This is a genomic window from Pseudarthrobacter sp. AL07 (genome assembly GCF_029960665.1).
GTDB lineage: Bacteria > Actinomycetota > Actinomycetes > Actinomycetales > Micrococcaceae > Arthrobacter.
The window spans coordinates 1-23,930 of sequence record NZ_JASBRB010000006.1 but is presented as its reverse complement, the minus strand read 5'-3'; the positions used below and the strand labels follow the sequence as shown (position 1 = coordinate 23,930).

General features: G+C 65.7%; 25 protein-coding genes, 1 pseudogene and 1 riboswitch. Of the genes and pseudogenes, 9 read left to right on the top strand and 17 right to left on the bottom strand.

All coding sequences use genetic code 11. The features are described 5' to 3' along the window. Nucleotides 1–45: 45 nt before the first annotated feature. Nucleotides 46–489: a PaaI family thioesterase gene (locus QK290_RS07615; RefSeq protein ID WP_282330087.1), complete on the bottom strand. Its 444-nt coding sequence runs from the start codon at nucleotides 487–489 to the stop codon at nucleotides 46–48. 131 nt (nucleotides 490–620) lie between these two features. Between QK290_RS07615 and paaZ the strand changes: the two genes are divergently transcribed. Together paaZ and QK290_RS07605 are read left to right on the top strand one after the other, a co-directional pair. Then, nucleotides 621–2,723: a phenylacetic acid degradation bifunctional protein PaaZ gene (paaZ, locus tag QK290_RS07610; RefSeq protein WP_282330086.1), complete on the top strand. Its 2,103-nt coding sequence runs from the start codon at nucleotides 621–623 to the stop codon at nucleotides 2,721–2,723. 73 nt (nucleotides 2,724–2,796) lie between these two features. Beyond that, complete coding sequence (locus QK290_RS07605) at nucleotides 2,797–3,192, top strand: VOC family protein (RefSeq protein ID WP_282330085.1); 396 nt, start codon at nucleotides 2,797–2,799, stop codon at nucleotides 3,190–3,192. Nucleotides 3,193–3,220: 28 nt separating this feature from the next. Here QK290_RS07605 and QK290_RS07600 read toward each other — a convergent pair whose 3' ends face one another. From QK290_RS07600 to QK290_RS07590, 3 genes are all read right to left on the bottom strand, one after another. Further along, a complete protein-coding gene (locus tag QK290_RS07600) occupies nucleotides 3,221–3,826 on the bottom strand; it encodes a TetR/AcrR family transcriptional regulator (protein ID WP_282330084.1) in 606 nt (201 codons plus the stop codon). 101 nt (nucleotides 3,827–3,927) lie between these two features. Continuing rightward, a complete protein-coding gene (locus QK290_RS07595; protein WP_282330083.1) occupies nucleotides 3,928–5,292 on the bottom strand; it encodes an AMP-binding protein in 1,365 nt (454 codons plus the stop codon). A 7-nt stretch (nucleotides 5,293–5,299) separates the two neighbouring features. Next, the gene (locus QK290_RS07590) at nucleotides 5,300–5,773 is read right to left on the bottom strand and encodes a hotdog fold thioesterase (RefSeq protein WP_282330080.1); all 474 of its coding nucleotides are present in this window, start codon (nucleotides 5,771–5,773) and stop codon (nucleotides 5,300–5,302) included. A 315-nt stretch (nucleotides 5,774–6,088) separates the two neighbouring features. Between QK290_RS07590 and QK290_RS07580 the strand changes: the two genes are divergently transcribed. Further along, the gene (locus QK290_RS07580; protein ID WP_282330240.1) at nucleotides 6,089–6,301 is read left to right on the top strand and encodes a phosphate acyltransferase; all 213 of its coding nucleotides are present in this window, start codon (nucleotides 6,089–6,091) and stop codon (nucleotides 6,299–6,301) included. Nucleotides 6,302–6,378: 77 nt separating this feature from the next. On the opposite strand, the gene QK290_RS07575 is transcribed toward QK290_RS07580, so the two are convergent. From QK290_RS07575 to QK290_RS07565, 3 genes are all read right to left on the bottom strand, one after another. Next, nucleotides 6,379–6,639: a hypothetical protein gene (locus tag QK290_RS07575; protein ID WP_282330077.1), complete on the bottom strand. Its 261-nt coding sequence runs from the start codon at nucleotides 6,637–6,639 to the stop codon at nucleotides 6,379–6,381. Between the two features lie 112 nt (nucleotides 6,640–6,751). Further along, nucleotides 6,752–6,874 (bottom strand): type B 50S ribosomal protein L36, encoded by a 123-nt coding sequence (gene ykgO / locus QK290_RS07570; RefSeq protein WP_282330076.1) that lies wholly within the window; start codon nucleotides 6,872–6,874, stop codon nucleotides 6,752–6,754. Nucleotides 6,875–6,948: 74 nt separating this feature from the next. Next, nucleotides 6,949–8,064 carry a GTP-binding protein gene (locus tag QK290_RS07565; protein ID WP_282330075.1) on the bottom strand — a complete coding sequence of 372 codons (1,116 nt, stop codon included), beginning with the start codon at nucleotides 8,062–8,064 and terminating at the stop codon, nucleotides 6,949–6,951. 145 nt (nucleotides 8,065–8,209) lie between these two features. Here QK290_RS07565 and QK290_RS07560 point away from each other — a divergent pair, with 145 nt between their 5' ends. From QK290_RS07560 to QK290_RS07550, 3 genes are all read left to right on the top strand, one after another. Then, complete coding sequence (locus tag QK290_RS07560) at nucleotides 8,210–9,364, top strand: acetate kinase (protein WP_282330074.1); 1,155 nt, start codon at nucleotides 8,210–8,212, stop codon at nucleotides 9,362–9,364. A 24-nt stretch (nucleotides 9,365–9,388) separates the two neighbouring features. Further along, nucleotides 9,389–9,601: a GNAT family protein gene (locus QK290_RS07555; protein ID WP_348994447.1), complete on the top strand. Its 213-nt coding sequence runs from the start codon at nucleotides 9,389–9,391 to the stop codon at nucleotides 9,599–9,601. A gap of 130 nt (nucleotides 9,602–9,731) precedes the next feature. Next, on the top strand, nucleotides 9,732–10,199 hold the full coding sequence (locus tag QK290_RS07550; protein WP_282330073.1) for an SRPBCC family protein: 468 nt from the start codon (nucleotides 9,732–9,734) through the stop codon (nucleotides 10,197–10,199). A gap of 89 nt (nucleotides 10,200–10,288) precedes the next feature. Here QK290_RS07550 and QK290_RS07545 read toward each other — a convergent pair whose 3' ends face one another. Both QK290_RS07545 and QK290_RS07540 read right to left on the bottom strand, forming a co-directional pair. Continuing rightward, the gene (locus tag QK290_RS07545; protein WP_282330072.1) at nucleotides 10,289–12,529 is read right to left on the bottom strand and encodes a S9 family peptidase; all 2,241 of its coding nucleotides are present in this window, start codon (nucleotides 12,527–12,529) and stop codon (nucleotides 10,289–10,291) included. A 385-nt stretch (nucleotides 12,530–12,914) separates the two neighbouring features. After that, nucleotides 12,915–14,576, bottom strand: coding sequence for an alkaline phosphatase D family protein (locus QK290_RS07540; protein ID WP_282330071.1), 1,662 nt, complete (start codon nucleotides 14,574–14,576; stop codon nucleotides 12,915–12,917). Between the two features lie 173 nt (nucleotides 14,577–14,749). Here QK290_RS07540 and QK290_RS07535 point away from each other — a divergent pair, with 173 nt between their 5' ends. Next, nucleotides 14,750–15,163, top strand: a complete 414-nt coding sequence (locus QK290_RS07535) for a hypothetical protein (protein WP_282330070.1) — start codon at nucleotides 14,750–14,752, stop codon at nucleotides 15,161–15,163. Nucleotides 15,164–15,587: 424 nt separating this feature from the next. Here the strand turns inward: QK290_RS07535 and QK290_RS07530 are convergent, their stop codons facing one another. Continuing rightward, complete coding sequence (locus tag QK290_RS07530; protein ID WP_282330069.1) at nucleotides 15,588–16,694, bottom strand: LCP family protein; 1,107 nt, start codon at nucleotides 16,692–16,694, stop codon at nucleotides 15,588–15,590. A 109-nt stretch (nucleotides 16,695–16,803) separates the two neighbouring features. Further along, nucleotides 16,804–17,445, bottom strand: a complete 642-nt coding sequence (locus QK290_RS07525; protein WP_282330068.1) for a low molecular weight phosphatase family protein — start codon at nucleotides 17,443–17,445, stop codon at nucleotides 16,804–16,806. 181 nt (nucleotides 17,446–17,626) lie between these two features. Between QK290_RS07525 and QK290_RS07520 the strand changes: the two genes are divergently transcribed. After that, on the top strand, nucleotides 17,627–18,325 hold the full coding sequence (locus QK290_RS07520) for a hypothetical protein (RefSeq protein WP_282330067.1): 699 nt from the start codon (nucleotides 17,627–17,629) through the stop codon (nucleotides 18,323–18,325). A gap of 120 nt (nucleotides 18,326–18,445) precedes the next feature. Here the strand turns inward: QK290_RS07520 and QK290_RS07515 are convergent, their stop codons facing one another. Together QK290_RS07515 and QK290_RS07510 are read right to left on the bottom strand one after the other, a co-directional pair. Next, nucleotides 18,446–18,805, bottom strand: a complete 360-nt coding sequence (locus QK290_RS07515; protein WP_282330066.1) for a metalloregulator ArsR/SmtB family transcription factor — start codon at nucleotides 18,803–18,805, stop codon at nucleotides 18,446–18,448. Nucleotides 18,806–18,809: 4 nt separating this feature from the next. After that, nucleotides 18,810–20,039 carry an MFS transporter gene (locus QK290_RS07510; RefSeq protein WP_282330065.1) on the bottom strand — a complete coding sequence of 410 codons (1,230 nt, stop codon included), beginning with the start codon at nucleotides 20,037–20,039 and terminating at the stop codon, nucleotides 18,810–18,812. A 61-nt stretch (nucleotides 20,040–20,100) separates the two neighbouring features. Here QK290_RS07510 and QK290_RS07505 point away from each other — a divergent pair. Further along, nucleotides 20,101–20,220 (top strand): annotated as a pseudogene (locus tag QK290_RS07505) (disulfide bond formation protein DsbA); the annotation flags it as partial. A 391-nt stretch (nucleotides 20,221–20,611) separates the two neighbouring features. On the opposite strand, the gene QK290_RS07500 reads toward QK290_RS07505, so the two are convergent. The 4 genes from QK290_RS07500 to QK290_RS07485 all read right to left on the bottom strand — a co-directional run bounded on the left by QK290_RS07500 (nucleotide 20,612) and on the right by QK290_RS07485 (nucleotide 23,113). Next, nucleotides 20,612–21,211, bottom strand: coding sequence for a hypothetical protein (locus QK290_RS07500; RefSeq protein ID WP_282330064.1), 600 nt, complete (start codon nucleotides 21,209–21,211; stop codon nucleotides 20,612–20,614). Next, a complete protein-coding gene (locus QK290_RS07495) occupies nucleotides 21,208–21,759 on the bottom strand; it encodes a sigma-70 family RNA polymerase sigma factor (RefSeq protein WP_282330063.1) in 552 nt (183 codons plus the stop codon). Before QK290_RS07495 ends, QK290_RS07500 begins: the two co-directional genes overlap by 4 nt. Before the next feature lie 34 nt (nucleotides 21,760–21,793). Further along, complete coding sequence (locus QK290_RS07490; RefSeq protein WP_282330061.1) at nucleotides 21,794–22,342, bottom strand: protein tyrosine phosphatase; 549 nt, start codon at nucleotides 22,340–22,342, stop codon at nucleotides 21,794–21,796. Between the two features lie 231 nt (nucleotides 22,343–22,573). After that, on the bottom strand, nucleotides 22,574–23,113 hold the full coding sequence (locus QK290_RS07485; protein ID WP_282330060.1) for a hypothetical protein: 540 nt from the start codon (nucleotides 23,111–23,113) through the stop codon (nucleotides 22,574–22,576). A gap of 471 nt (nucleotides 23,114–23,584) precedes the next feature. Further along, nucleotides 23,585–23,682, top strand: a riboswitch (glycine riboswitch). The last annotated feature ends 248 nt before the right edge of the window (nucleotides 23,683–23,930 follow it).

The following is a 23,930-nucleotide window of genomic DNA, read 5'->3' as shown; positions in this document are numbered from 1 at the left end:
TCGAATAGCGACGCTAAGTGATAGAGCAACCGGAGAGTAGGAGGGCTACTTCTTGTCCATCAGCAGGTTGGTGATGCGCAGCGTGCAGAGGCGCTGGCCGGCGTCGTTGGTGATCAGGACCTCGTGCGTGGTCAGGGTGCCGCCGAGGTGGATGGGCGTCGCGGTGATGGTGATCTGCCCCTCGCGCGCCGAGCGGTGATGCGTCGCTGAGACGTCCACGCCCACGGCAGTTTTCCCCAGTGTGCTGGCGTGGATCACGGCCGCCCAGGAGCCCACGGCCTCGCCTGCCGCCAAGGACGCGCCGCCGTGGAGCAACCCGAACGACTGCCTGTTGCCCTCCACCGGCATCGTGGCCACCACGCGCTGGACCGATTCCTCCAGGATCTTCACACCCATCTTCTCGTCGAGTTCGCCGAGGACGATCTTCCACGGGGCAGCACCATGGGCGGTGGCGTCCGGCGCAGCGGCGTCGGGGGATAGGGCGCTCATGGGTCTCCTTTGTCGAGGCTGAACTTTCAGTGTGCAGTGCAGCACAGTCATGTACTGTAGACATATTACCGAACGGACGGTCAGTAAAGCCTTGGCCCCGTTTGTCCCCGTGTTGGAAGGACCCGTCAACGATGACCACCACTGCCGAAGCCACAGTCGACACAGTCCAGACCGTTCCCAGTTTTGTCCAGGATTCCTGGTGGGCTCCCGACGCCGGTTCGGCAGCCTCCGCTGTCCCCGTACGGGATGCGAGCACCGGGGAAGTTCTGGCCAAGGTGAGCACCGAGGGCCTGGACCTTGCCGCCGTCGTGGATTACGGCCGCACCACGGGACAGGCTGAACTGGGCAAGCTGACCTTCCACCAGCGCGCGCTCAAGCTCAAGGAGCTGGCGCAGTACCTGAATGCCCGGCGCGAGCATTTCTACACGTTTTCGGCCCAGACCGGGGCCACCAAGATCGACTCGATGATCGATATCGACGGCGGCATCGGCGTCCTCTTCACGTTTGGCTCCAAGGGCCGGCGCGAGCTGCCTAATTCGCAGGTGGTGGTGGACGGCCCCATGGAGGTGTTGTCCAAGGACGGTTCGTTCGTGGCCGAGCACATCTACATGCGCATTCCCGGTGTTGCGGTGCAGATCAACGCGTTCAACTTCCCGGTCTGGGGCATGCTGGAGAAACTCGCGCCGGCCTTCCTCGCCGGGGTCCCCACCATCGTCAAGCCAGCCACCCCCACCGGGTACGTGGCGGCGGCCGTGGTGAAGGCGATCATCGAATCCAACATCCTGCCCAAGGGCTCGCTGCAGCTCATTTCCGGCTCCGTCCGCGGCCTCCTCGACGTGCTGGACTACCGCGACCTGGTGGCCTTCACCGGCTCCGCGTCCACCGCGCTGTCCCTGAAATCGCATCCCAACGTGGTGCAGGGCGGCGTCCGGTTCACGTCCGAAACAGACTCCCTCAACGCCGCCATCCTGGGCCCCGACGCGGTGGAGGGCACACCGGAATTCGATGCCTTCATTAAGTCCGTGGTCACCGAAATGACGGTCAAGGCGGGCCAGAAGTGCACGTCCATCCGCCGCGCCATCGTCCCGCAGGAGCTGGTGCCGGCGGTGATCGCCGCCATTGGAAAACGGGTGGACGAGCGTGTGGTGCTGGGGGATCCCCGCGCCGACGGCGTCACCATGGGCGCGTTGGCGTCGCTTGAGCAGCTCGCCGACGTCCGCGCCGCGGTGCAGTCAATGCTCGACGCCGGCGGTGAGCTTGCGTACGGAACGCTCGATTCGCCGGCGGTCACTTCTGCCAGCGGTACCACGGGTGTAGTGGATGCCGGCGCCTTTATGTCGCCGGTGGTGCTGAGCTGGGCTGACGCAGAGACCGACGCGATCCACTCGCTGGAGGCGTTCGGCCCGGTAGCCTCCGTGATCGGATACACGGACCTGCCCGACGCCGTCCGGCTCGCCGCCCGGGGCGGCGGCTCCCTCGTGGCATCGGTGTGCACCAACGATCCGGCCGTAGCACGCGAACTGGTCACCGGGATCGCTGCCCACCATGGCCGTGTGTTGATGCTCAACCGTGAGGACGCCCGCAGTTCCACGGGCCACGGGTCCCCTGTCCCGCATCTGGTCCACGGCGGTCCCGGCAGGGCCGGCGGCGGCGAGGAACTGGGCGGCATCCGATCGGTCATGCACCACATGCAGCGCACCGCTATCCAGGGCTCGCCCAACATGCTCACCGCCGTCACCGGCCTCTGGCACACCGGGGCGGACCGGAACTTCACTGCGGAGACCGAGGGGACGCACCCGTTCCGGAAGTCGCTGGCTTCGTTGCGGATCGGCGACGCCGTCCGGTCCGGGCTGCGGGAAGTGGCCTTGGCGGACATCTCAGCGTTCGCCGACTCCACCGGCGATACCTTCTATGCCCACACCAACCAGGAAGCGGCCGAAGCCAACCCGTTCTTCCCGGGCATCGTGGCGCACGGATACCTGCTGCTGAGCTGGGCCGCCGGACTGTTCGTGGAACCGGCGCCGGGCCCGGTCCTGGCCAACTACGGCCTGGAGAACCTCCGCTTCATCACACCCGTGGCTGCCGGGGATTCCATCCGGGTCACCCTGACGGCAAAGAAGATCACGCCGCGCGAAACGTACGAATACGGCGAGGTGGCCTGGGACGCGCTCCTGACCAACCAGAACGACGAGATTGTAGCCACCTACGACGTCCTCACGCTGGTCGAAAAGTAGCCCCCGTTTGGATCTTTCCGGGTTGCCGCGGCGTAAAATTTCCACCGTAGGAGGTGGCGAAATGAACCTAGCCATGAACACAGCCACAACCATCCTGCCCGTCGATGACGCAGCGCGCGCCCGCAGTTTCTACACCGAAAAACTGGGCCTCCCGCACCGCGGAATGACGGACAATGGAAGCGAATTACTCGGTAGCGACGGCGGCCCGATGCTGCAGTTGTTGCCGGTCTCGGACGGGAAGCACTCCGAGCACACCGCCCTCAGTTTCGAGGTGCGAAACATTGAGCGGATCGTGCAGGACATGGAGGCCAAGGGCGTCCGGTTCCAGGACTACGACCTGCCCAACCTTAGGACCGAGAACCACATCTGCACCACGGACTCCGAGAAATGCGCCTGGTTCATGGACACGGAACACAACATCCTCTGCGTTCACGAGACGTTGGGTATGCAGGCCGAATACCAGCTCTGACCGCCCGGTGGTTGAGCTTGTCGAAACCCTAGTGCTGCGCGTGGAGCCCGTCGAACGCGATGGTGATGACGTCGTCGGCCAGTTTCTCCGGTGTGAGGGAGCCGCCCGGTTTGTACCATTCGACGATTGAGTTGATGGTCCCGAACAGCAGGCGCGTGACGGTACGCGGATCGATGTCCTGGCGCAGCGATCCTTCGTCGCGGGCTGCGGAAATGAGGGCGGCCACCTCGTGATCAAACGCACGACGCCGTTCCAGGGCGTCGCGCTCAATGTCAGTATTGCCCCGCAACCGCAGGAGCAGCGTGACAAACGGCAGCCGCTCCACCAGGACGGCCACGGTCTGACGCAGGACAAATTCCAGCCGTGCGTCCGCCGCACCGCTTTGGGCCCCGGTCTGTTCGAGGATTGATTCCAGGCCGCCCAGCGCGTGGTCGAGGGCGAGCCTCAGGAGGTCGCCCTTGGACGGCACGTGGTGGTAGATGGCCGATTTCGAGATGCCCAGGTTCTCGGCGAGGATTCCCATGGACGTGGCGTCATAGCCGTGCCGGTTGAAGACGTCGACGGCGATGAGCAGCACCGACTGCTGGTCGTAACCGGGACGGCCGCGCTTGTTGGGGGCTGCTGTAGTGGGCATACCGGCTATTTTCCCATGAACGTTCGGTAATCCCGGCAGCGGCGCAGCGGACCCGCAGGCCGGGGCCCCAAGTGTCCGCTCGCGCGGGAAGGTGGCGGGCCCTATGCCTTGGGCCGCAGGTCGTAGATCCGCCGCAGCTTGCCGTTTGACCGCTCCAGTGAACCCGGCTCCACCACGTCAACGGCGCACGAAGAACCCACATGGATTTTGATCTGTTCCTGCAGGGCGCGTGCCGCCGTCGTGCTCTGCTCGGGGGTGACAGTGTCCCGGCGTTCGATCCTGACGGTCAGCTGGTCCATCCGCTGGCCTTCCGGGCGGGTGAGTTCGAGCTGGAAGTGCGGGCTGAGTTCGGGGATGCGCAGCGCGATCTCCTCGATCTGGGACGGGAAGAGGTTCACGCCGCGCAGAATGATCATGTCGTCGCTGCGGCCGGTGATGCGGCCCATCCGGCGGTGCGCGGGGCGGGCCGTGCCGGGCAGGAGGCGGGTGAGGTCCTTGGTGCGGTAGCGGATGATCGGCAGGGCTTCCTTGGTGAGCGAGGTGAATACCAGTTCGCCGTGTTCGCCATCGCGCAGCACGTTTTCCTTGCCCACTACGGGATTGAACGCGTCAATGATTTCGGGGCGGAAATGGTCCTCCCAGATGTGGCTGCCGTCCTGGGTTTCCACTGCTTCCCCGGCGACGCCCGGGCCCATCACCTCGGACAGGCCGTAGATGTCGCACGCCTTGATGTTCATGGTCACTTCGAGTTCGTGCCGCATCTCCTGCGTCCACGGCTCGGCGCCCAGGACCGCGTACTTGAGGGAGGTGGACGTCGGGTCGATGCCCTTGTGTGCCATGGCGTCGGCGATGGTGAGCAGGTAGGTGGGCGTGGCCAGGATGGCGTCCGGCGCGAAGTCCTGGATGAGCTGGATCTGGCGTTCGGTCTGCCCGCCGGACATCGGGATCACGGTGCAGCCCAGCGCTTCCGCGCCGGCGTGCGCGCCCAGTCCGCCGGTGAACAGGCCGTAGCCGTAGGCGTTGTGGACCTTCATGCCGGGCCGGACGCCGGACGCCCGGAGGCAGCGGGCCACGAGTTTGGCCCAGTCGGCCAGGTCCTGTTTGGTGTAGCCGACGACGGTGGGCCGGCCCGTGGTGCCCGAGCTCGCGTGCACGCGGGCTACTTCGCTCTGGGGGACAGCGAACATGCCGAACGGGTACTCAGCGCGCAGGTCTTCTTTCGTGGTGAACGGGAAGTTGCCGAGGTCGCTCAGTTCGCGCAGGTCCGTAGGGTGAATGCCGGCGTCGTCGTACTTGCGCTTGTACAGCGGCACCCGGCTGTAGGCGTAAGCCACCGTGTGCTGCAGGCGGGTGAGCTGGAGGGCCTCGAGCTCATCGCGGGAGATGGTTTCCTCGCGGTCCAGGACGGGATCTGTACGCGGGGAGGTCGGCTGCGGTGCGGGAGTTTCGGGGGCGTGGAGGGTCATGGTTTTCCTACTTTTTGGGGATGGTGCGGCTGCGTCCGCGGAACTCGGCAATGAGTTCCCCGGGCGTGCCGGAACTGGGTGGCGAATCGGGCTGGGCACCGCCGTCGGCCGCGAAAATCTGGATGTCGTACAGGCCGCTGCGGCCCGAGCTGGACCGGCGGTCCGCGACGGCGGTGATCACCTGGCCGCGGTAGGCGGGCTTCAGGAAGTTGATGTCCACGCCGGCGGCAACGGTGATGTTGTTGATCTCTCCCGGCGTCGGGTTAACCGGATTGCAGGCCAGGGCGAAGGCGGAATCGGCGAAGGCGAAGATCATTCCTCCGTGCGCCATGCCGAAGCCGTTGAGCATTTCCTGCCGGAGGGTCATGCGGATGGTGGCGTGCCCGTCGCTGACGGCGAGGACTTCAATGCCCATCCATTCGGAGGCATAGTCGTTTTCCAGGATGGGGTGGGTGACCCCGGAGAGTGCTGCTTCAGCCATGCGTCATTGCCTCCAGCTTTATTTACCGAATGTTCATTAGGTAATCCCAGATGCAGGTCCGATGTCAAGGGCGCGGCGCTCTCAGGTGCCCTGTGACGGCCCCGGAAGGTGCAAGGATGGAGGAACCGGCACCACGCACAGCAAATGGCGAACCATAGCCAAAGGCATCTACGTCAGCGCGACCACCCCGGGATCGGGCAAATCGCTCGTGGCTCTGGGCCTCGCGGACACACTCCACCGGCACGCGGACCGGATCGGGTTCTTCAAACCGGTGGGCGCGGGCCCTCCTGGCCGACGGAAAATGCGCCGACATCGATGCCCGCTGCGCACACCATCCGCCCCGCGCTGGAGTTCGTCAAAACGCGCGACGGCGTGAAGATCGTGTCCTCGGTGTTCCTGATGCTCATGCCGGACCGGGTGCTGGTCTACGGCAACGACCTCTCGCGCGGCTGCACCGTGGAGGACATCGTGAACACAGTGGCCATCACGGCCATCCAGGCGCAGGGGCCGTCCCCGGCAGCGGTCTAATACCGGTGGCAGAGCCTGTCGAAACCGGATCGATCCGGTTTCGACAGGCGCAACCACCAGTGCCGGAGCCGCGCTTGTTAGCTGTTGTCCGGCTTGGCCACGCTGTCCGGGTCCTCTTCCCTGGCCGGCTCATCGGAGAGGCCCTCGGGCGTGAGGTCCAGGTTTTGCGGATCCTCGGGCTGCTCCGGAGCGTCACCCACCTCGCCGGCTTTGGGGCTTCCGGTGTCGTCCAGGGCCGGGTTGGCACCCTCGACGCCGGTGGGGTCCTTGGTGCCTGCCGTGTCAGATTCCGCGGTGTCGGGTTCGGTGTTGTCGGGCTGAGTGGTGTCGTTCGGCATGGAAGTCCCTTCTGCGTAGTGCAACGTGTCCGCCGACTCTAAGCGCCTGCCGCGGCTTGCGCAACCGGGTGGCTTGCGCGGCGGCAAGCGCGGGGTGAGCCGGTCCGCAGCCTCAGCCCTGACGGGCCTTCATCCGCGGGTTCTTTTTGTTGATGACAAAGGTCCGGCCCCGGCGTCGGACAATCTGGGCGCCGGGAACCTTCTTCGGGGCGCGGAGGGAATTTCTGACTTTCATGGGCTTGCTCCTTGTTGTTGGTGGCGGTTGGTGGGTGCCGCTTTGGCCGGTTGGGCAGCGTGCAGCCGGGTCGTTCAGTTCGGGGCGGGGTCGAGCTGGAAAGGATCGGTGAGCCCGGCGAACCCGGCCTCCATTTCCGCGTCGGTGAGCTCGCAGGCGGAGAGCAGCTGCGCAATTTCCACCGGGTCCAGGCCCTCTCCGGTCGCGGCCAGCACGCTTCCGCGGTCTCCGTGTTCCGGATGCCAGTCCAGGTGGGCGTCCACATGGTTGAGGGGATCTGGCGCCGCACCGGCGTCCTGGTCGGCCAGCCACGGTCCGGTATTTTCGAGCCAGACACGCGGGCCGATGCCCTGGATGGCGATCCGGCACTGCGGTGCGGCGGCGATCCACAGGCGTCCCCGCAACCAGCAGCAGCCCTCCGCGAGGGACGCCAGGGCGTGCCGGAACCGCTCAGGGTGCAGCGGACGTTGGGCCCGGTGGGTGACAGTAGTGAACGGTGACGTTGAGGACGACGCCGGGATCCGCACCGAACCGGGGACCGTCCGGCCCAGGGCGTCATGGTAGTCGTGGCGGCCAGGGCGGATGAGGCCGGCGTTTTCCGCCACGTCGGCGTGAGGGGCAAGTTCCCGGGCCAGTTGCACGCCGCGAACCCGCAGGGCGGGGTCGGCCGGAAACAGGTCCACCTCCGCCAGGAGGACCGTGTCATTGAACGACAATTCGCCGATGAGGAATTCGCCCGCAGTGCGCTGGTCCTCCGGGACCGGCGTGAACCCGGATTCAAACAGGGTGTGATGGTCCCAAATGTGGTCCTCCAGTGTGTCAGGGGCGCAGGCAAGGACAGCGGAATCAATCGTCACCGGGCGGGAAAGGCCTCGCCGCAGCGCCCCGATCGCGGCCTCCGCAGACACCGCCGGCGGGAGCCCGATGATGGCCTGCGTCTCCGCGCGTTCGAGCAGCCGCTCGATGGTGGGCACGAGGTCCAGCCGCACGGTGCAGCTCAGGCAGCCGTGTTCCAGCTGCGTCTCGGCGCGCTCCACAAGCCCGGACTGGCTGGAGATCCTGCGGATGACCACGCCGTTCTCCAGCAGGTCGTGCAGGACCACCACGGCACCTGGATTGGCCGCAGCTGCGTCTTGGCAGGCTTGCTGGCGGCACAGGGCGTCCAGGCTGCTGATCACAGTGATATGCATGCCGATCACTCTAATGAGAATCATTATCATTTGCAACCGACGTATCCAAGGGGCAACTTATAGAGTGGATTCCGGGGAGCATTGCGCCAGGCTCCAGCACCACCTCGTCAGCTGTGCCCGCGGTACCAAGGCTTCAGGAGGCCCCATGCTTGTACTCGTCATCAACTCCGGTTCGTCCTCGCTCAAGTACCAGGTCCGTGACGTGGCCGCCGGCGTTGTGCTGACCGAAGGGCTGATCGAGAAGATCGGCATGGGCAACGGCGGTGATGGCGACGGCGAAATCGAGGGCCCCCGGGACCACGCGGAGGCGGCGGAGCAGGTTGATGCCGCGATCCATGCCGAGCTCGGGGACATCAAACTGACGGCGGTGGGCCACCGCGTGGTGCACGGCGGCGAGCGGTTCGCCGAGCCGGTGCTGATCGACAACGAGATCACCCGCGCCATCGAGCGACTCAGCCCCCTCGCGCCGCTGCACAATCCCGCCAGCGTCCTGGGCATCCGCGCCATCGGCAAGAAGTGGCCGGACCTGCCGCAGGTGGCCGTGTTCGACACCGCTTTCCACCGCACCCTGCCCGAGCACGCCTGGCGCTACGCCGTCCCGGACGAGCTCTACACGAACCACGGCATCCGCCGCTATGGCTTCCACGGCACCTCGCACGAGTACGTCACGCAGCGCGCAGCCGCGCTGCTGGATCTTCCCATGGAAGAGTTCGACGGCGTGATCGCCCACTTGGGGAACGGCGCCTCCGTCACGGCCATCAGTCGCGGTCATTCGGTGGACACGTCCATGGGCTTCACTCCGTTGGAGGGCCTGGTGATGGGCACCCGCTCAGGCGACCTCGATCCCTCCATCCTGGTATTCCTCGGCCGGATCGGGTGGACGCCGGAGGACATCGACACCATGCTCAACCGTGAATCGGGGTTGAAGGGGCTCGCCGGGAACAACGACATGCGCTCGGTCGTGGAGGCATCAGAGGCCGGTGACGCCAAGGCCTCAATGGCGCTCGCAGTCACGTCCTACCGGCTCGCAAAGTACGTCGGCGGCTACCACGTGGCCGTCGGCGGTGCCAAGGCGCTCGTGTTCACGGCGGGGATCGGCGAAAACTCGCACCAGTTCCGCGCCCTCGTGACTGACAGGCTGCACGCACTGGGCATAGAGCTCGACGCCGGCCTGAACAGTCAGCGGTCCAGGGAACCGCGGGTGATTTCCACTGCTTCGTCCGTCATCCCCGTTTTGGTGGTGTCCACCGACGAGGAGCGTGCCATCGCAGAGGCGACTGCCGCCGTCGTTGGTGGTTGAGCCTGTCGAAACCCGGATCTCGACATGGCTATCGAAGCAGCGGATGCCGTGCTGAAGCTGGGGTTCGAGGAGCTGGGAATGCGCCGGATCGAGGCGCGGCTCGATGCTCTGAACTCCGCGTCCGCCGCCTTATGCGAACGGCTGGGAATGCGGTTGGAAGCCAGGTTTGTGGACAAATGGCACTACAAAAACCAGTGGGCAACAGAGTTGGTCTACGCGATCCTCGCCGAAGAATAGACTGCGCGGAGCTGAGCCCATCGGAGGTTTCCGGACGCCATTGACTGTCTGGTGCGCCAGGACGAAACTGTCGTTGTGCTTAGCTGCCGGCCACGCCGCGCTGGCAACAGGCGTGTCCAAGGAGAATCCGATGCCTGTCGTGGAAGAAACTGTTTACATTGCCCGCCCGCCACAGGAAGTGTTCAACTTCGTGTCGAACAGCGAAAATATTCCGGTCTGGGACTCGTCCGTGGTGCACGCGGAACAAATCGGGACCGGGCCCGTTGGGCTGGGCACGCGGGCCAAAGGAACCAGCAAGATTGTGGGACGGAAATTCGACTGGACCACGGAAGTGACGGAATTCGAGCCACCAAGCCGCTTCGTTTCCAAGTCGGTGGAAGGAAAGATGGACTTCACGGTATCCACCGCCTTCGCTCCTGAAGGTGACGGGACCCGCCTCAACTACCGGATCGACGCCGCGTCGGGACTGGGCGGGGTATTCGGCAAACTCGCCGACCGGTTTGTGGAAAAAGCCCAGTCCCGCACCGTCCATGCCAACCTCGAGACTCTGGCCGAACTTCTGGCCGAGCACCCCGAATACGGCAGGGATGACAGCTGAGCCGCGAGATCCGGGTTTCGACAAGCTCAACCACCGGATTCGGCCCGGTGAGGGAGCGGGTGGGGAGCGAGATCCAGGGGTCCGATGGGCTACTTGAGGCCAGCCCCGGGCAGCAGGTCCTTGGCGCCGAGGGAGTCGGCGAGGAACGCGTAGTCCCACGCCCGCTCGCGCCATTGGACATAGCGCCCGGACGCGCCGCCGTGGCCGCCGTCCATCTCGATCTTCATCACCACAGGCTCCGTGCCGGTGGTCTTGTTCCGCAGCTCCTGGACCCACTTGGCCGGCTCCACGTAGAGGACGCGCGTGTCGTTGAACGAGGTCACCGCGGCCACCTTGGGGTACGCGACTGAATGCACATTCTCGTACGGCGAGTACGACTTCATGTAGGCGTACACGTCCGGGTCCGTGATGGGGTTGCCCCATTCCTCCCACTCTAGGGCGGACAGCGGAAGCTCCGGGTCCAGGATGGTGGTGAGGGCATCCACAAACGGCACCTGCGCCACCACCGCGGCATACTTTTCTGGCGCCAGGTTGGCCACGGCACCCATCAGCAGCCCGCCCGCAGAACCGCCCAGAGCCGCAATCCGGGACGGATCAACCCACCCGGAGGTGGCCAGCCAGTCGGTGGCGTCCACAAAGTCGGTGAACGTGTTCTTCTTGGTGAGCTTCTTGCCGTCCTCATACCAGTGCCGGCCCAGCTCGCCGCCGCCGCGGATATGCGCGATCACAAACACCACACCACGGTCCAACAGCGACAGCCTGGCGATGCCGAAACCGGGGTCCATGCTCAGTTCGTAGGAGCCGTACCCGTAAACCAGGCCAGCCGCCGTCGAATCCTGTTTGACGCTCTTGTGCCGCAGCACAGACAGGGGGATCCGCGTGCCGTCCGCGGCGTCGGCCCATTCGCGGGTGGCCACGTAGTCGCCGGCGGAGTAGCCGCCCAGCACCGGGCTTTCCTTGCGGAGCAGCAGCTCACCAAGCGGCAAAGCCGGGGTGGGCAGCACAAAGTCGTAGACGCGCGACGGCGTGAAGTAGGACGTGTAGCCCAGCCGGATGACCGGTGCCTCGTAGTCCGAACCGCCCACTCCGGCCGTGTACAGCTCCTCATCGAACGCCGGTTCCACCGGAGCTTCCTGAGCGGGCGTACCGAGGCCGGCCAGTCCCATCACCTGGACGCGTTCGATGGTGTCCTTGCGGACGGACACAATCAGGTGCGTGGAGGTGACGCCGGCACCGTTGACGCGGACGTCGTCGGAATGCTCGACGACGGTGATCCAGTGCTGCTCGGCCAGCGGCTTGGCGAGCTCGGCCGGGTCCGCCAGGGAGACCATGGAGTTGATGGCACCGCGGTTGTGGGTGAGCAGGATGCGCTCTGATTTTTCGCCGTCAGGACCGGTGAGCAGGAACGGTTCGGCCTCATAGAGGACGCGCTCGTCCCGCGAAATCACCGTGGTGAGGGCCGACGTCGGGTCATCAAAACGCAGCAGGCGGGTCTCGCTGTACTCGGAGCAGCCGATGCCCAGCACGAGGTGACGCCTGTCAGAGGAGAGCTCAAAGCCCAGCCACATGGCGACGTCGTCCTCCTGGTAAATCACCTCATCGTCGGCGACGGGGGTGCCCAGGACGTGGGACTTGACCTGGTACGGGCGCCACGAATCGTCCACCACGGTGTAGAAAATGCGGGTGCCGTCGGGGGAGAAGCTGACGCCGTAAAAGATGTTCTCGACGACGTCCGGCAGGAGTTCGCCCGTGCGGAGGTCCTTGACGTGAAGGGTGAAACGTTCGTCGCCGGCATTGTCCACGGCGTAGGCGTAAAGGTTCCCGTCCACCGTGACAGCCGAGCCGCCCACCGAAAAGAACGGCTCGCCTTCGGCTTCGATGTTGCCGTCCAGCAGCACTTCCTCGCCGGGGATCTCGACGCCGGCCTGCACCGCGGGGGGAGTCCAGTCGGCCACGGGGTTGCCGGAGTCCTGGGCGCGGACGCGGCACTGGATGCCGTACTCCTTGCCCTCAACCGAGCGGCTGAAGTACCACCAGCCGTCCTTGCGGTTCGGGACTGACAGGTCTGTTTCCTGGGTGCGGCCCTTGATTTCCTGGAAGATGGCCTCGCGCAGCGGCTCCTGGTGCGCGGTGACCGCCTCCTGGTAGGCGTTCTCGGCCTTCAGGTGCTCCACCACCTCGGCGGATTCCTTCTCGCGCAGCCACTCGTAGTTGTCCACGAAAGTGTCCCCGTGGTGCGTCCGCTCGTGCGGGACCTTCTTGGCGACGGGCGGTGCGGGGGCGGTAGCGGCGGAGGAACTGGCGGAATCCTGCAGCGGAGTCTGGGTCATGCCTTTCAATATATAGAGCCGCGCGGACAACGGCGCGGCCGTTCGCTACCGGGGTAGCGCGGCCCCTCCTGCCCCCGTTGATCTATCACTTATGGTCCCTAAACCCGGGGCAAAGCGACTCTAAGTGATAGATCAACGGGGCGGGCTGGGCAGGCAGCCAAAGTTACCCGTCGGAACCCCTTGAAACGTCCCCCGCCCGGTGCTAGAACGGCATTACCGGGAGGATCCGGACGCGTTTCTTTTTCATCTGCCTCTTGAGGGCGAATAGCCGTTTGGGCACGCCACAGCGCCAGATAGCGCATCGGCAGTCTGCGGGTGACCCTCCCGATACGGTGGCCCCCGGCGTTGAGCCGGGGGCCATCTCAACGCCCGACGGCGGCCCTCCTCACCGCTCCGGCGTCAGCACCTGCGAGAAGACCGTGGCGCCGTTGGCGTTCCGCAGGCTGACCGTGAACGAGTCCTCGCCCAGCTGGACGTGGCCGAAGAACTGGTTCTCGCCGTCGCGCGGTGATTCGCCAGGGAAGCGTCCGGCCTTGGCGAATACCACCTCGGGTCCGAACGTCCCGTCCATCGGGTTGGGCCCGAAGGATCCGGCGGCGATGGGCCCGGCCACGAATTCCCAGAACGGATCGAAGTCCGTGAAGGCCGCGCGCTCGGGGGAGTAGTGGTGGGCGGCGCAGTAGTGCACGTCGGCCGTCAGCCACACAACGTTCTTCACCCGGTTCCGTTTGAACGCGCTCAGCACCTCGGCGATTTCGAGCTCGCGGCCCAGCGGCGCACCGGGGTCGCGGTTGGCCAGGCTTTCCTGGTTCACGGCACCGTCCGGGACGATGATGCCCAGCGGCAGGTCCGCGGCGATCACCTTCCAGGTCGCCTTGGACTTGGAAACCTCGCGGATCAGCCAGTCCACCTGCTCCTGGCCAAGGATGGAGGTGGCGTGGGCTTCCTTGCCGTCGGTGTTGGGTGACTTGAAGGTGCGCATGTCCAGGCAGAACACGTCCAGCTGCGGACCGCGGGGGATCTTCCGGTAGATGCGGGCCGGCTGGTAGTGCCCGCCGTCGTCGAACGTTCCGGGGCGCCACAGCGCGGAACTGTCAGCGATGGGCATGTTCTCCTGCCACGCCTGCCGGCCACGCGCTGCGAGGGTGTTGACGTCGCGGACGGTGTAGCGGGGGTCGTCGATGATCTGGCCCGGGTACCAGTTGTTGTGGGTCTCGTGGTCGTCCCACTGGGCGATCACCGGAACGTCGGCGAACATGGCGCGCATGTTGGCGTCCAGGGAGTTGTAGCGGTGCCGGCCGCGGAACTCGGTGAGCGTTTCGGCCACCTTGGAGATCTCCTCCGTGACCAGGTTGCGCCACACCTGCCCGTCCTTCTCCACCACGGTCTCGGCAATGGGGCCGTCGGCGTAGACGGTGTCGCCGGAGTGGATGAAGAAGTCGGGCCGGGTGTTATGCATGGCCCGGTAGCCGCGCATGCCGCCGATCTCCTCGTTGATGCCCCAGCCCTGGCCGGCGGTGTCGCCGGTCCAGACAAAGCTTTGGGCGTCCGACGGCGGGAGGTCACCGCCGGTGCGTCCCTCCCCGTTGAAGGTCCCGGCGTCGGGGGCCGTGCGGAAGGTTCCCTTGACGGTCTCGCCGGCCGCGCCGCCGTCGTCCTCGAAACTGATCTCCAGCGCGAAGCGGGTGTTGGCGGGGAGGTGGTTGGCGCGGATTTTGGCCGTGAAGTCCGACGCCTGGGTGGCTCTGGGACCGCGGAGGGTGCGTTCGAAGGCACCCCGCCCGCTCAGTACAGTGCCGCCGTCGTCCACGGCGCGGAAGGTGGCGGTCATCCGGCCAGCGGCGGAGGATCGGGACCAGAGCACGGCGGAATCCGAGGTGACGTCGCCGGTGGCGATGCCGCTGGGCAGGGTGAGGCGGTTCCGGACGAGGGGGATCCCGGACCGGCCGGCCCGGAAGCTGCTGGCGTTGGCGGCGGCGGGCGCGGCCGCCAGCGCTGCTGCGAGGACGGAACCTTTGACGATGGTGCGGCGTGAGATATCAGTCATAGGCCCACCCTGCCGGGGGCGAATACACAGCCCGTTTCCACCGGATGAACACCCGGCGTGGCGCGGGTTAACTTGAGCTCTTGTGGGTTGCCACAGAACGCGGAGCGGGACCTTGACAGGGCGTCATTATCGCGTCTAACTGTAAGCACTCTTAGTAAATTTTGGGGGCGATGATGCGAAACCTCATTCCGAAAGGCATCCTCCGGAAGGTGCTCCTGCCGCCCACGTACGGCTTGCACCTGACACGGGGCGCTGAGTTCACGGTGCTCTCCGTCGAAGTCTGGAGCACGTGCCTGGTGGTCAACATCCACGTGGAATCCGCTGCCGGGATGGCCATCCCGGAAATTGCCATCGAAGACCATTGGGGCACGCTCTACACATTGAGGGATTCGGCCAGTGTGGGCTCACGGAACTTGCAGGTATTCACCCCGTCCGTGCCGCCCGGCACCAGAAGCTTGACCATCAGGTCCACGGACGACGCGAACGCCCGCCTGGTGGTGACCTTTGCCGTCCCGCGGATGCAGGAAGCCGGCCAAGCAGCCAAGGCGCCGGTTTCCCGCCCGGTCCGGCTGCGCCGTCCGGCCTAGAACTAGGTCGGACTAGAACGCACTCACAGCCGGAGTGAGAGAGCGTTCGGGAAATTTCTGCAGGATGTGAGAGAGCGTTGATGGCGGGCGGGAGTATCCTGATCACGCAAAGGCGCACGCGCCATGAGTGAGAGGGGAAGTTCCATGACCATCCCGCCAGTGCACGAACCAGAGCCGTTCCCGCCGGAACCAGGCCCGGACCCCTTTAACCCGGGCCCCACCCATCCCGGCCACCCGGGACCCGACGGGCCCAGCCCCATCCCGACGCCGGAACCTCCAGGCCCGCTGCCCGTCCCGGATCCGGGGCCGGCACCGCTGCGGCCGGACCCCACCCGGAGTTAAGTCACCAATGAAGCGGCCCCTGGCACAGCAGGGGGCCGCTTCATGGGTGCCCGCTAGTACCCGGATCGTGTTGCCCGGCGTTCTATCCGCCGGCGTACTCGGGCAGCCGGCCTTCGCGCATGGCCGCCGCCACCTGGGCGATCCCGCCGTAGTCCGGGAACACCACCGACGCCCCTCCTGGTGCCGTGCCCACCCCGGCTGTCGGCAGCGTGAGCGAAACAACGGCATTGGGGTCGATGCCGCGCATTCCGTAGGCAAGGATCGCCACGCCCACAGGATCAAAGCCCTGGTCCACGGTGAGGTAGCCGGCGGCGAAACTCACCAGGGCCCGTACTGCGGTCACATCGTGCAGGGCGCCGTCGCTGGTCAGCCGGGCGAGGATGGCGCGGAGGAACGTCTGCTGGTTCCGGACCCGCTGGAAGTCGCCGTCAACGAAGGCGTAGCGCTCGCGGACGAATTCCAGTGCCGCCTGGCCGTCCAAGTGGTTCACCCCCGCCGTGAAGACGTGCTGCGTTTCGTGCGTGGACTGGAACGGCACTGTGACGTTCACGTCGATTCCGCCCAGCCCGTCCGTGAGCGTCTTGAACCCGTTGAAATCCAGCATGACGGTGTGGTCGATGTGGGTCCCCATCAGGGACTCCACCGTCCGGGTGGCCAGCGGTATGCCGCCCGCCTGCAGGCTTTCGTTGATCTTGGCGAAGCCATACTCGGGGATGTTGACGTAGAGGTCCCGCATGAGGGAGACGACGTGCACACTGCGGCGGTCGGCCGGGACGTGGACCAGCATCAGGGTGTCGGCGCGGTGGTCCTGGGATTCGCCGGTGGCTTGGGTGATGGCCGCCTGCTCCCGGGCGTTGGCGCGGCTGTCGCTGCCGATCACCAGGATGTTCATGGGCGCCGCAGGGAGTTCCGCGATGGGTTCGGGCGGCGGGGGAAGGGCCGGTGCCGGCGGCGGCGTCTCCGACGGAGTGGGGGTGGGGGTGGCGGAGTCAGCGATGATGGGCGCCGGGGCCGCAACATCCGCGGCTGGCCGGGTGAATACCAGGGCGGACACGACGACGACGGCCACCAGTACAAGCGACAGCACCGCCGCGATCACGCGCCGCCGTTTCAGCGCGGCAGGCGCGGCAGCTTCGGGGCCGGACGGGGCTGGGTCAATCGGATCAGAACCGCTTGGGGTGCTTACCATGACTTAGTGTCCGCCCTGGTGCCCGCTTACGGCTATAACGCGGAGCGTGTCGTTTCCGTGCTGTGACGTACGACGGCGGCGCGCCGGGTTCGGTGGAAAGCGCGCTTGCTCAGGCGGGAACGTTTAGTCGGGCATGTCGCAGGACGGAAACGATGGCGGGGGCCAGTTCGTCCTCCATCTGGCGGTATATCTCCGGGCTGCGCCGGTAGGGGTCAATGATGTCGTTCTCCGAGGAATCCGCCGGCAGTGACAGGTGCCGGACGGACGCGGCCCGCGCGGGCAGCCCCCGCCAGAAGGCGGTGTTGGCGCTGAGGGGATTGCCGCCGTCGGCCGTTACCGGAACGATTGCGGCACTGTCCGCACGCTCGTCCAGGACGTCGAGCATGCGGGCGAACTCGCGGATGGTGAAGGTGCGCTTGAGCAGGGACGCGTCCAGTTGGAGCACTTCACCGCGATGGCCCGAGGTCATGGTCAGCACCAGGTCCACGCCGCGCAATATTTTGCTGGTCAGTTGCCGCGAGACGAAACCGTCCGGGTTTCCGCCAAAGGTGCGCACGATGTCTCCGGACAGCGGCTGCATGGGGTCGCCCACCATGGCCCGGGTTCCGGCGCTGGTGACCTCGAAGCCGCCCGGCATCACCTGGTCCAGCCCGGCCTGCAGCAGGCGTTCGGCCACTGGGGAGCGGCAGATGTTGCCGGTGCAGACCGTGAGGATCCTCACGGGTGCGGGGGCAGATGCGGGGGATTCCACGGAACTTCTCTTTTCCAGCCGGTGCGCCGGACCGGAACGGCCCGTCGTGGCTCTCAACTTAACATGTGCGGGCGGGGTGTGCGCAGTGGCTTGAAGCAGTGACCCATCCGTAACGCACGGTGTGACGAATCACACATGACCGTCGGGACTCCCCCTGCGATCGTTGACCAAGGAGTAAATCGTGAAACGGAATACAAAATTGGTATTGGGTGGTGCTGGTGTGGCAATGCTGGCTGCTGTGTCGCTGGGCGCCGGGCCAGTCATGGCCCAGAACGCAAAGGCGGCGGAGAAAACCGTGACGCTGACGGCCACCCTCAAGCAGCTCAACGGCTCAGGCGCTTCGGGCACCGCCACCGCGGTTGTCCGCAACCAGAAAATCCAGCACATCGAGGTTCACGCTACTGGCTTGACCCCCGACGCCCCGCACGCCCAGCACATCCACTACGGCAACCAGGCCCTGAACGAGTGCCCCACACTGGCGCAAGACAGCAACGGTGACGGACGCATTAATACCCTGGAGGGTGTTCCGGCCTACGGCCCCGTTGTGGTGTCGCTGAACACCACCGGCGATACGACCCCCGCCAGCTTCCTGGACGTTTCCCGGTTCCCGGTCTCGCATGGTGGCAGCTATGACTACAGCCGGGACAATATCGAGTTCACGGACGTTGCCGGTACCGGCTACCCGGGCGCCGGCGGGCTTGGCACCGCGAAGCAGATCGCGGACTCCATCCGCGATGGCGAGGGTGTCCTGGTGATCCACGGGCTGGATTACGACGGCAACGGAACCTACAACTTCAGCGATCCTGAAGGTGCCAGCGAGCTTAACCCGAACCTCCCGGCCGAGGCCACCGACCCTGCGGCCTGCGGCGTTCTGCGCTAAGCACGCGTTTTGCTCTTCTGGCCCCAGTAAGGCTGCAGCCCCAGTGCCTTGCTGGGCCGGGAGAGGGCAATGAAGAAGTCTGCTGTTGCTGCCAGGGCGCTCGCCTCGCCGCCAGGACAGTCAGCCGTGGCCGGGTTCCCCGGTGACGGTGTGGTCGGCGTGGTTCAGGCCTTCCAGGACAAGCCGGGCCAGGTGGCCGTCCGCGATGCTGTAGACCACTCTGCGGCTGACCCTTTGTGTGCTGACGAGGCCGCTGAAGCGGAGTTTGGCGAGGTGCTGGCTGACTGAGGTTCGGGAGGCTCCGGTTCGTTCCACCAGGGTGGTGACGTCGGCCGGGTCCTGGGTCAGGAGCCAGAGCAGGTGCAGGCGGGTGGGATCGGAGAGCATCCGGAACGTGGCCGTCGCGGCATCGAGCCGGCGGGCATCGGGAAGCCGGGGGTGGTGAAGGCTCGGTGCGTTGATGCGTTGGGCCTCTTTCACGGGGTCACCCTTTCCTGCTGGCCGGTTTTGCGCCGGTCCTGGAGGCTGTCGGCCAGAATTTCAGGGCCGCTACTGTAGCGATCATAGCCACCAGGGTCAGGACTGCTGCGGCCGCGGGCTGGCCGGCGGACGCGCCGATCCAGCCGGCCGCCGGGTAGGTGATGATGAAGCACGCGTGGGAGAGGGAGAACTGGGCGGTGAAGATATGGGTCCGTGTGCTTTCCGTTGCGGAGCGGCGCAGCAGCCGGGCCGAAGGGGTGCTGATCATCGAGGTCCCGGCCCCCAGGGCAACCCAGAGCCCCAGCAGTATGAGCCACGGCCCGGCGGTGGCCAGCAGGACAAACGTGCCGGCGAGGCCAAGGGCAAGAAGCGCGGCTCCGGCCATCATCAGTGAACGGTCGGCTATTCGGTCCAGCGCCCTGGGTGCGCTGAGTGCTGCAGCCATCGAGCCTGCGCCGAAACAGGCAAGGGCAACGGCGACGTCGGCGTTGGATCCTGCGAAAAGGTCCCGGGCATAGACCACGGTGTTGACCAGCACCAGGGCTGTAGCGGCTGCCACGGCCAGATTCAATGCGAGGAGGCCGCGCAGTTCCGGCGTCTTCGCGAAGATCCGTGCCCCGAGGGTGGTGCGGTGCCAGAGTGATCCTTCCTGCTTCACGGCGGTGGCTGTGGGCAGTTGCGTGGTCACCACCAGTGCCGCCGAGAACATAAAGCCTGCCACGGTGCCGAGGAAAAGTTCATGGAACGTAATGACGGACAGGAGTGCGGCGGCCAGGGCCGGGCTGACCAGGGATTCCAGGTCATACGCAAGGCGGGAGAGCGACAGGGCCCGGGTGTACTGCCGTTCGTCGGGAAGCACCACCGGGATCAGGGACTGGAAGGCGGGCGTGAACGTCGCCGAAGCACTCTGGAGCACAAAGACCAGCACATAGATATGCCAGGCCTGATCCACCGCGGGCAGCATAAGGGCGATTCCGCCACGGATCAGATCCGCGCCCACCAGTACGGCCTTTTTTGGCAGTTTTTCCACCAGTGCCGCCATGACTGGCGCGACGAAGACGTAGGCCAGCATTTTTATGGTCAACGCTGTCCCCAGCACGGCCCCGGCCTGAGCTCCGGCAAGGTCGAACGCCAGCAGTCCGAGGGCCACCGTTAGCAAGCCGGTCCCCAACAACGCAACAATCTGGGCTGAGAAGAGCTTCCGGTAGGCGCGGACGGCCAGGATTTCGATCATGAGAATTCCTTAATCTAAACAATATGTGCGTACCTATGCACCTATTGTAGGCGCGGTGCCGGAGATTTCGGACGGGGAGACCCTCGGCGTCACCGGCACCGCGACGTTCTTCCTCAACGGCGAAAAACTCACCCTCAACACCAAAGCCCAGTTCCGGCAGCTGCTCGCCGACGCCGCCAAGCAGCGCCGCCAGGTGACGGCGCCGGCGCGGCACGCCTTCCGGGAGGTCGCCGCCGTCGTGCTTGTCCTTGAGGCCGGTGAGCAGCTCGTCCCAGACCTCGGCGCGGGCCTCGTTGTGCGGGGTGCCGGGGTAGGGGAGTCGAACGCCTCGGCCTACTCCTCGGCGCTGAGCCACATGTTGTGGCGTACGGCGTCTCGACGTCCGGCCCCTCGGCGGGCGGCCGCTCATCGAACCTGACGGCCGGCTCGATCGCCTTCACCATGTCCGCGGACGATTTCAAAGAACCGACCTCCTGCTTGGTCTCGATCGCTGCGGCGGCTCCCTCAGGAACGAGGTCCCGCAGTCCTGAACCGGGTTGGCCGCCGGCAGCAGCTTGCTGCCCACGTTCAGGCTATCGGTGGGCCTTGAAGGACGGAGATGCGGGTGCGGGATGGTTCCCTTGCCTCTGGGGGACGGCGGGTGCAGGCCCGTTCGCCGTTCCGTTGGCTGGCGGGATCACCGGCGATGACGCGGGATTCGTGCCGGACCGCCCCGGGTCGCCTTGCGCAGGTGCTGGAAGACCTTGCGCAGGTGCTGGAAGATCGGGAACGCGGGCGGGCGTCTTCGTGGCACCGGGGCCGGAGGCGGGTGTTGGCTTTCCCGAGTAGCCGTGCGTGACCGCGTCGATCACGGTGGTGAAGGCCTGTTGTGCATGTTCGCGGAATCCTGGATCGGCCGCGGCCACGGCCGCAGTGCCAATTCCCATGGACGCTGCAATGGCCACCGCAGTGAATGCGGTTCGGCGGTGGTTGCGCCGGCGGCGGGCGTCCAGGCTGGCCGGTCCGGTGGCCATGAGTGCTTCAAGTTCAGCGGAAGGAACCACCGCGGGACTGGCCACGAAACAGCGCAGGTCCAGCAGTGCAGCTCTCAGGTCAGGGGCATCTTCGCTGCCGGTTTCCAAGAGCAGTTCATCGACGACCTGTTCGTCGCGAAGTGTGTGCCTGGTGATCATGAGGCCACCCTTGTCTCAACCTTGAGCAGCTTCCGTAGGCTGGCCAGGGCCCGGTGCTGGAGCTGCGTTATGGCCCCTGGCGACTTCTGCATGATGGAGGCGACGTCGTTCACGGACAACTCAGCGATGATGCGCAGCCGGAGGACTTCCCGATGATCCTCGCTGAGGCCCTCAAGCATCGCCAGGGCGTTGGCTTCGGCGTTGCCGTCCAGGACCGTGTCCTCGGCCGATGCGCTCAGACGGTCGTCCCTGCCGGGATCGTATTCCATCGGGACGGGTGTTCTGCTGCGGCGGCGGTGGTGATCTACGAGGCGGGCGTGGGCGATGGAGAAGATCAGCACCCGGAGGCCTTTCGCTCCGCCGCTGACCGCCGTCAATCTGGGGTATACGGCCAGGAACACATCGTGGGTGACGCCCTCGGGGTCGTCCACTCCGCCGGCCCGCAGATAGCCAGCGACTGCCGGTGAGAATGCCCGGTATACGGTGGAGAACAACGATGCGCAGTCCCCGTGGCCCCCTGCCACGAGGTCGTCAGTGATCGAATCCATCCCCCGCCTCCCAGACATCCCCGTTCGGCCTGGCTTAGGGTTTCCCTGCCGTGGCAGGCTTGTGGGACAGTCCCTTGTCAGCCTGAGCCGGCGGCGTTACCTTGCCCGGTGATAGGGATGTGCCCGAGTTATCCGGTTTGTCCTGCCGACGGTCAGCCGCCTGGCCGGGCGCTGGCACGGATTTGCAGTACGCTGCGATACCCGCGCTGCCATTCGCTGCCGTCGCCAAGGACTCAAAGGCGGTTGAGGCCGGGTCCAGGCCGCCGTTGGTGAACGCCGTGCACAGTCCGAAGGCTGCCGGACCGGTAGCGTCCGGGCCCGCAGGTGTTGCGTCCGGCCGCGGCGCCGGCGCAGCGGCGGCCTTCGATGCTTTCCCGTGCCGGGCTGCGGCGGGCGTATGCTCAGCGGCCGTGGAAGCGGCCGCCGGTGCTGGGGCGCCCATGACCTCATGACTGGCCTGCTGGAGCGGCGCGGGAAGTGTCCCGGTGTAGGCTGCGGTGGCCGCGCCCCCGGCGGCGAGGGTTCCTCCGGCCAGAATCCCGGCCGCGATTTTGCTTGTCACCAATGCGGTAAAGAACGACATGAATTCCTCCAATGTGAATACCCTGAAAAATGCTGATGGACGTCAGGTCCATATTTAAGTAATCGCCCGACGTGCGGGAATATGACGCAGATTGCACGCTAAATCCGAAAGACTTGATCAAGGGACGTGAGGAACTCCCGCCGCGCTGCCGCCCAAGGTTCCTGAACGGGCGACGACGGGCGGGCAGCAGCGATGGTCCCGCCTCTGCCCTGCCCGTCGCACTGCCGGAACCTATCCGATGCTGAACCAGTTCGTGCCGTCGCGGGTGACCTGGAGGCCACCGCCGGATTCGGTCGTCACCGAGTTTCCGTCATAGACGAAGCCGCTGGGGTCAGCCGGGCAGGAACCTGGCGCGGGTCCGTCCGTGCCCAAGACAGGCGCGCCTTCATAGCCAGTGAGGTAGAAGCCTGTCACGGCTCCGTCCTTACCCTTGGAGTTCTCGCGCGCAACCGTGGTGACGAGTCCTTGGGCGGTGCTGGTGGTGCTGCGCTGTTGAACAGTCTCCCGTGTTTCATCGTTGCCCTGCATGACGATCTTCGTGCAGGTCCACGTCGTCTCGCTCACAGAATTCACGCGGAAGTCCACGGCAAATGCGTTGTCCTGGAGCACTTTGTTATTCCAGGAAAAGACAAGCTGCACATCACCCTTGCCGACAAACCCCGTCCCCGTGGCCGGATCAAATATCACGGACGCCATTGCCGGAGCCGCCACCGCCATAAGGCCAGCCAACGCCGCCGACGCGCCGGCCACTCTAAGTGAAGTTGTTCTCATGTGAGCTCGATGCCCCTTCAGATTTTGTTCGGACCGGGGCGCGGATCGCAGCGTCCGGTATCCGGAGTCTACGAACGGACGCCGACCGAAAGTACGAGTACCCAGTACTCGACTTATCGGAACCTGCCATGACTCCGTTTACCCGGTACTCGCCTCAGCCGGAGGCGCGGCTCACCCGGATGGTCCGACTGATCCCGAAACGACCGTGCGAACTCTGACGTGACACATGTGACCCACACACCGCACAGCTACGGTTGGTTGTTGCCGGCACAAACGTCATTCGACGGCCGCCTGTCGCTTCTGGGCTCATCGCCACTGCCGGCCTCCACCTCTGGCAACGCCACGCCAGCGTGAGCGTCCCCGGCGAAACAGCCATGCAGGTGGCACTGGCATCCATCCTCCCCGCCTTGCAAGCGGCCTGAAATCCGGTTATCCTGTGAGACGTGTCACTGACAAAGTGGCACATGCTTTTGATCTGCGGCGGGAGAGTCCTGCCGGTACGTTCAGCAGGCGCCGTAGGAGCAAATCCTCTCCGGGAATCTCTCAGGCCCACGTACCGCCGCGGTTAGGCAACTCTGGAAAGTAGTCTGGCAACGGGCTCACCGACGGTGCAAGTGTCACCCTGTGAAAGCAGGTAGGCGCGGAAACTCTCAGGTCCAATACAGAGCGGGGAGGAACCCGAGTCAATGTGGCGTACCCAGCACGCCACCTGAATTATGGAGTTCCTTCATGACCATCCAGTCGTCCCCCTGCACCTTTGCCGATCGGCATATCGGTGCGCGCCGCCAGGCCGATGTTGACACCATGCTCAAGGCCG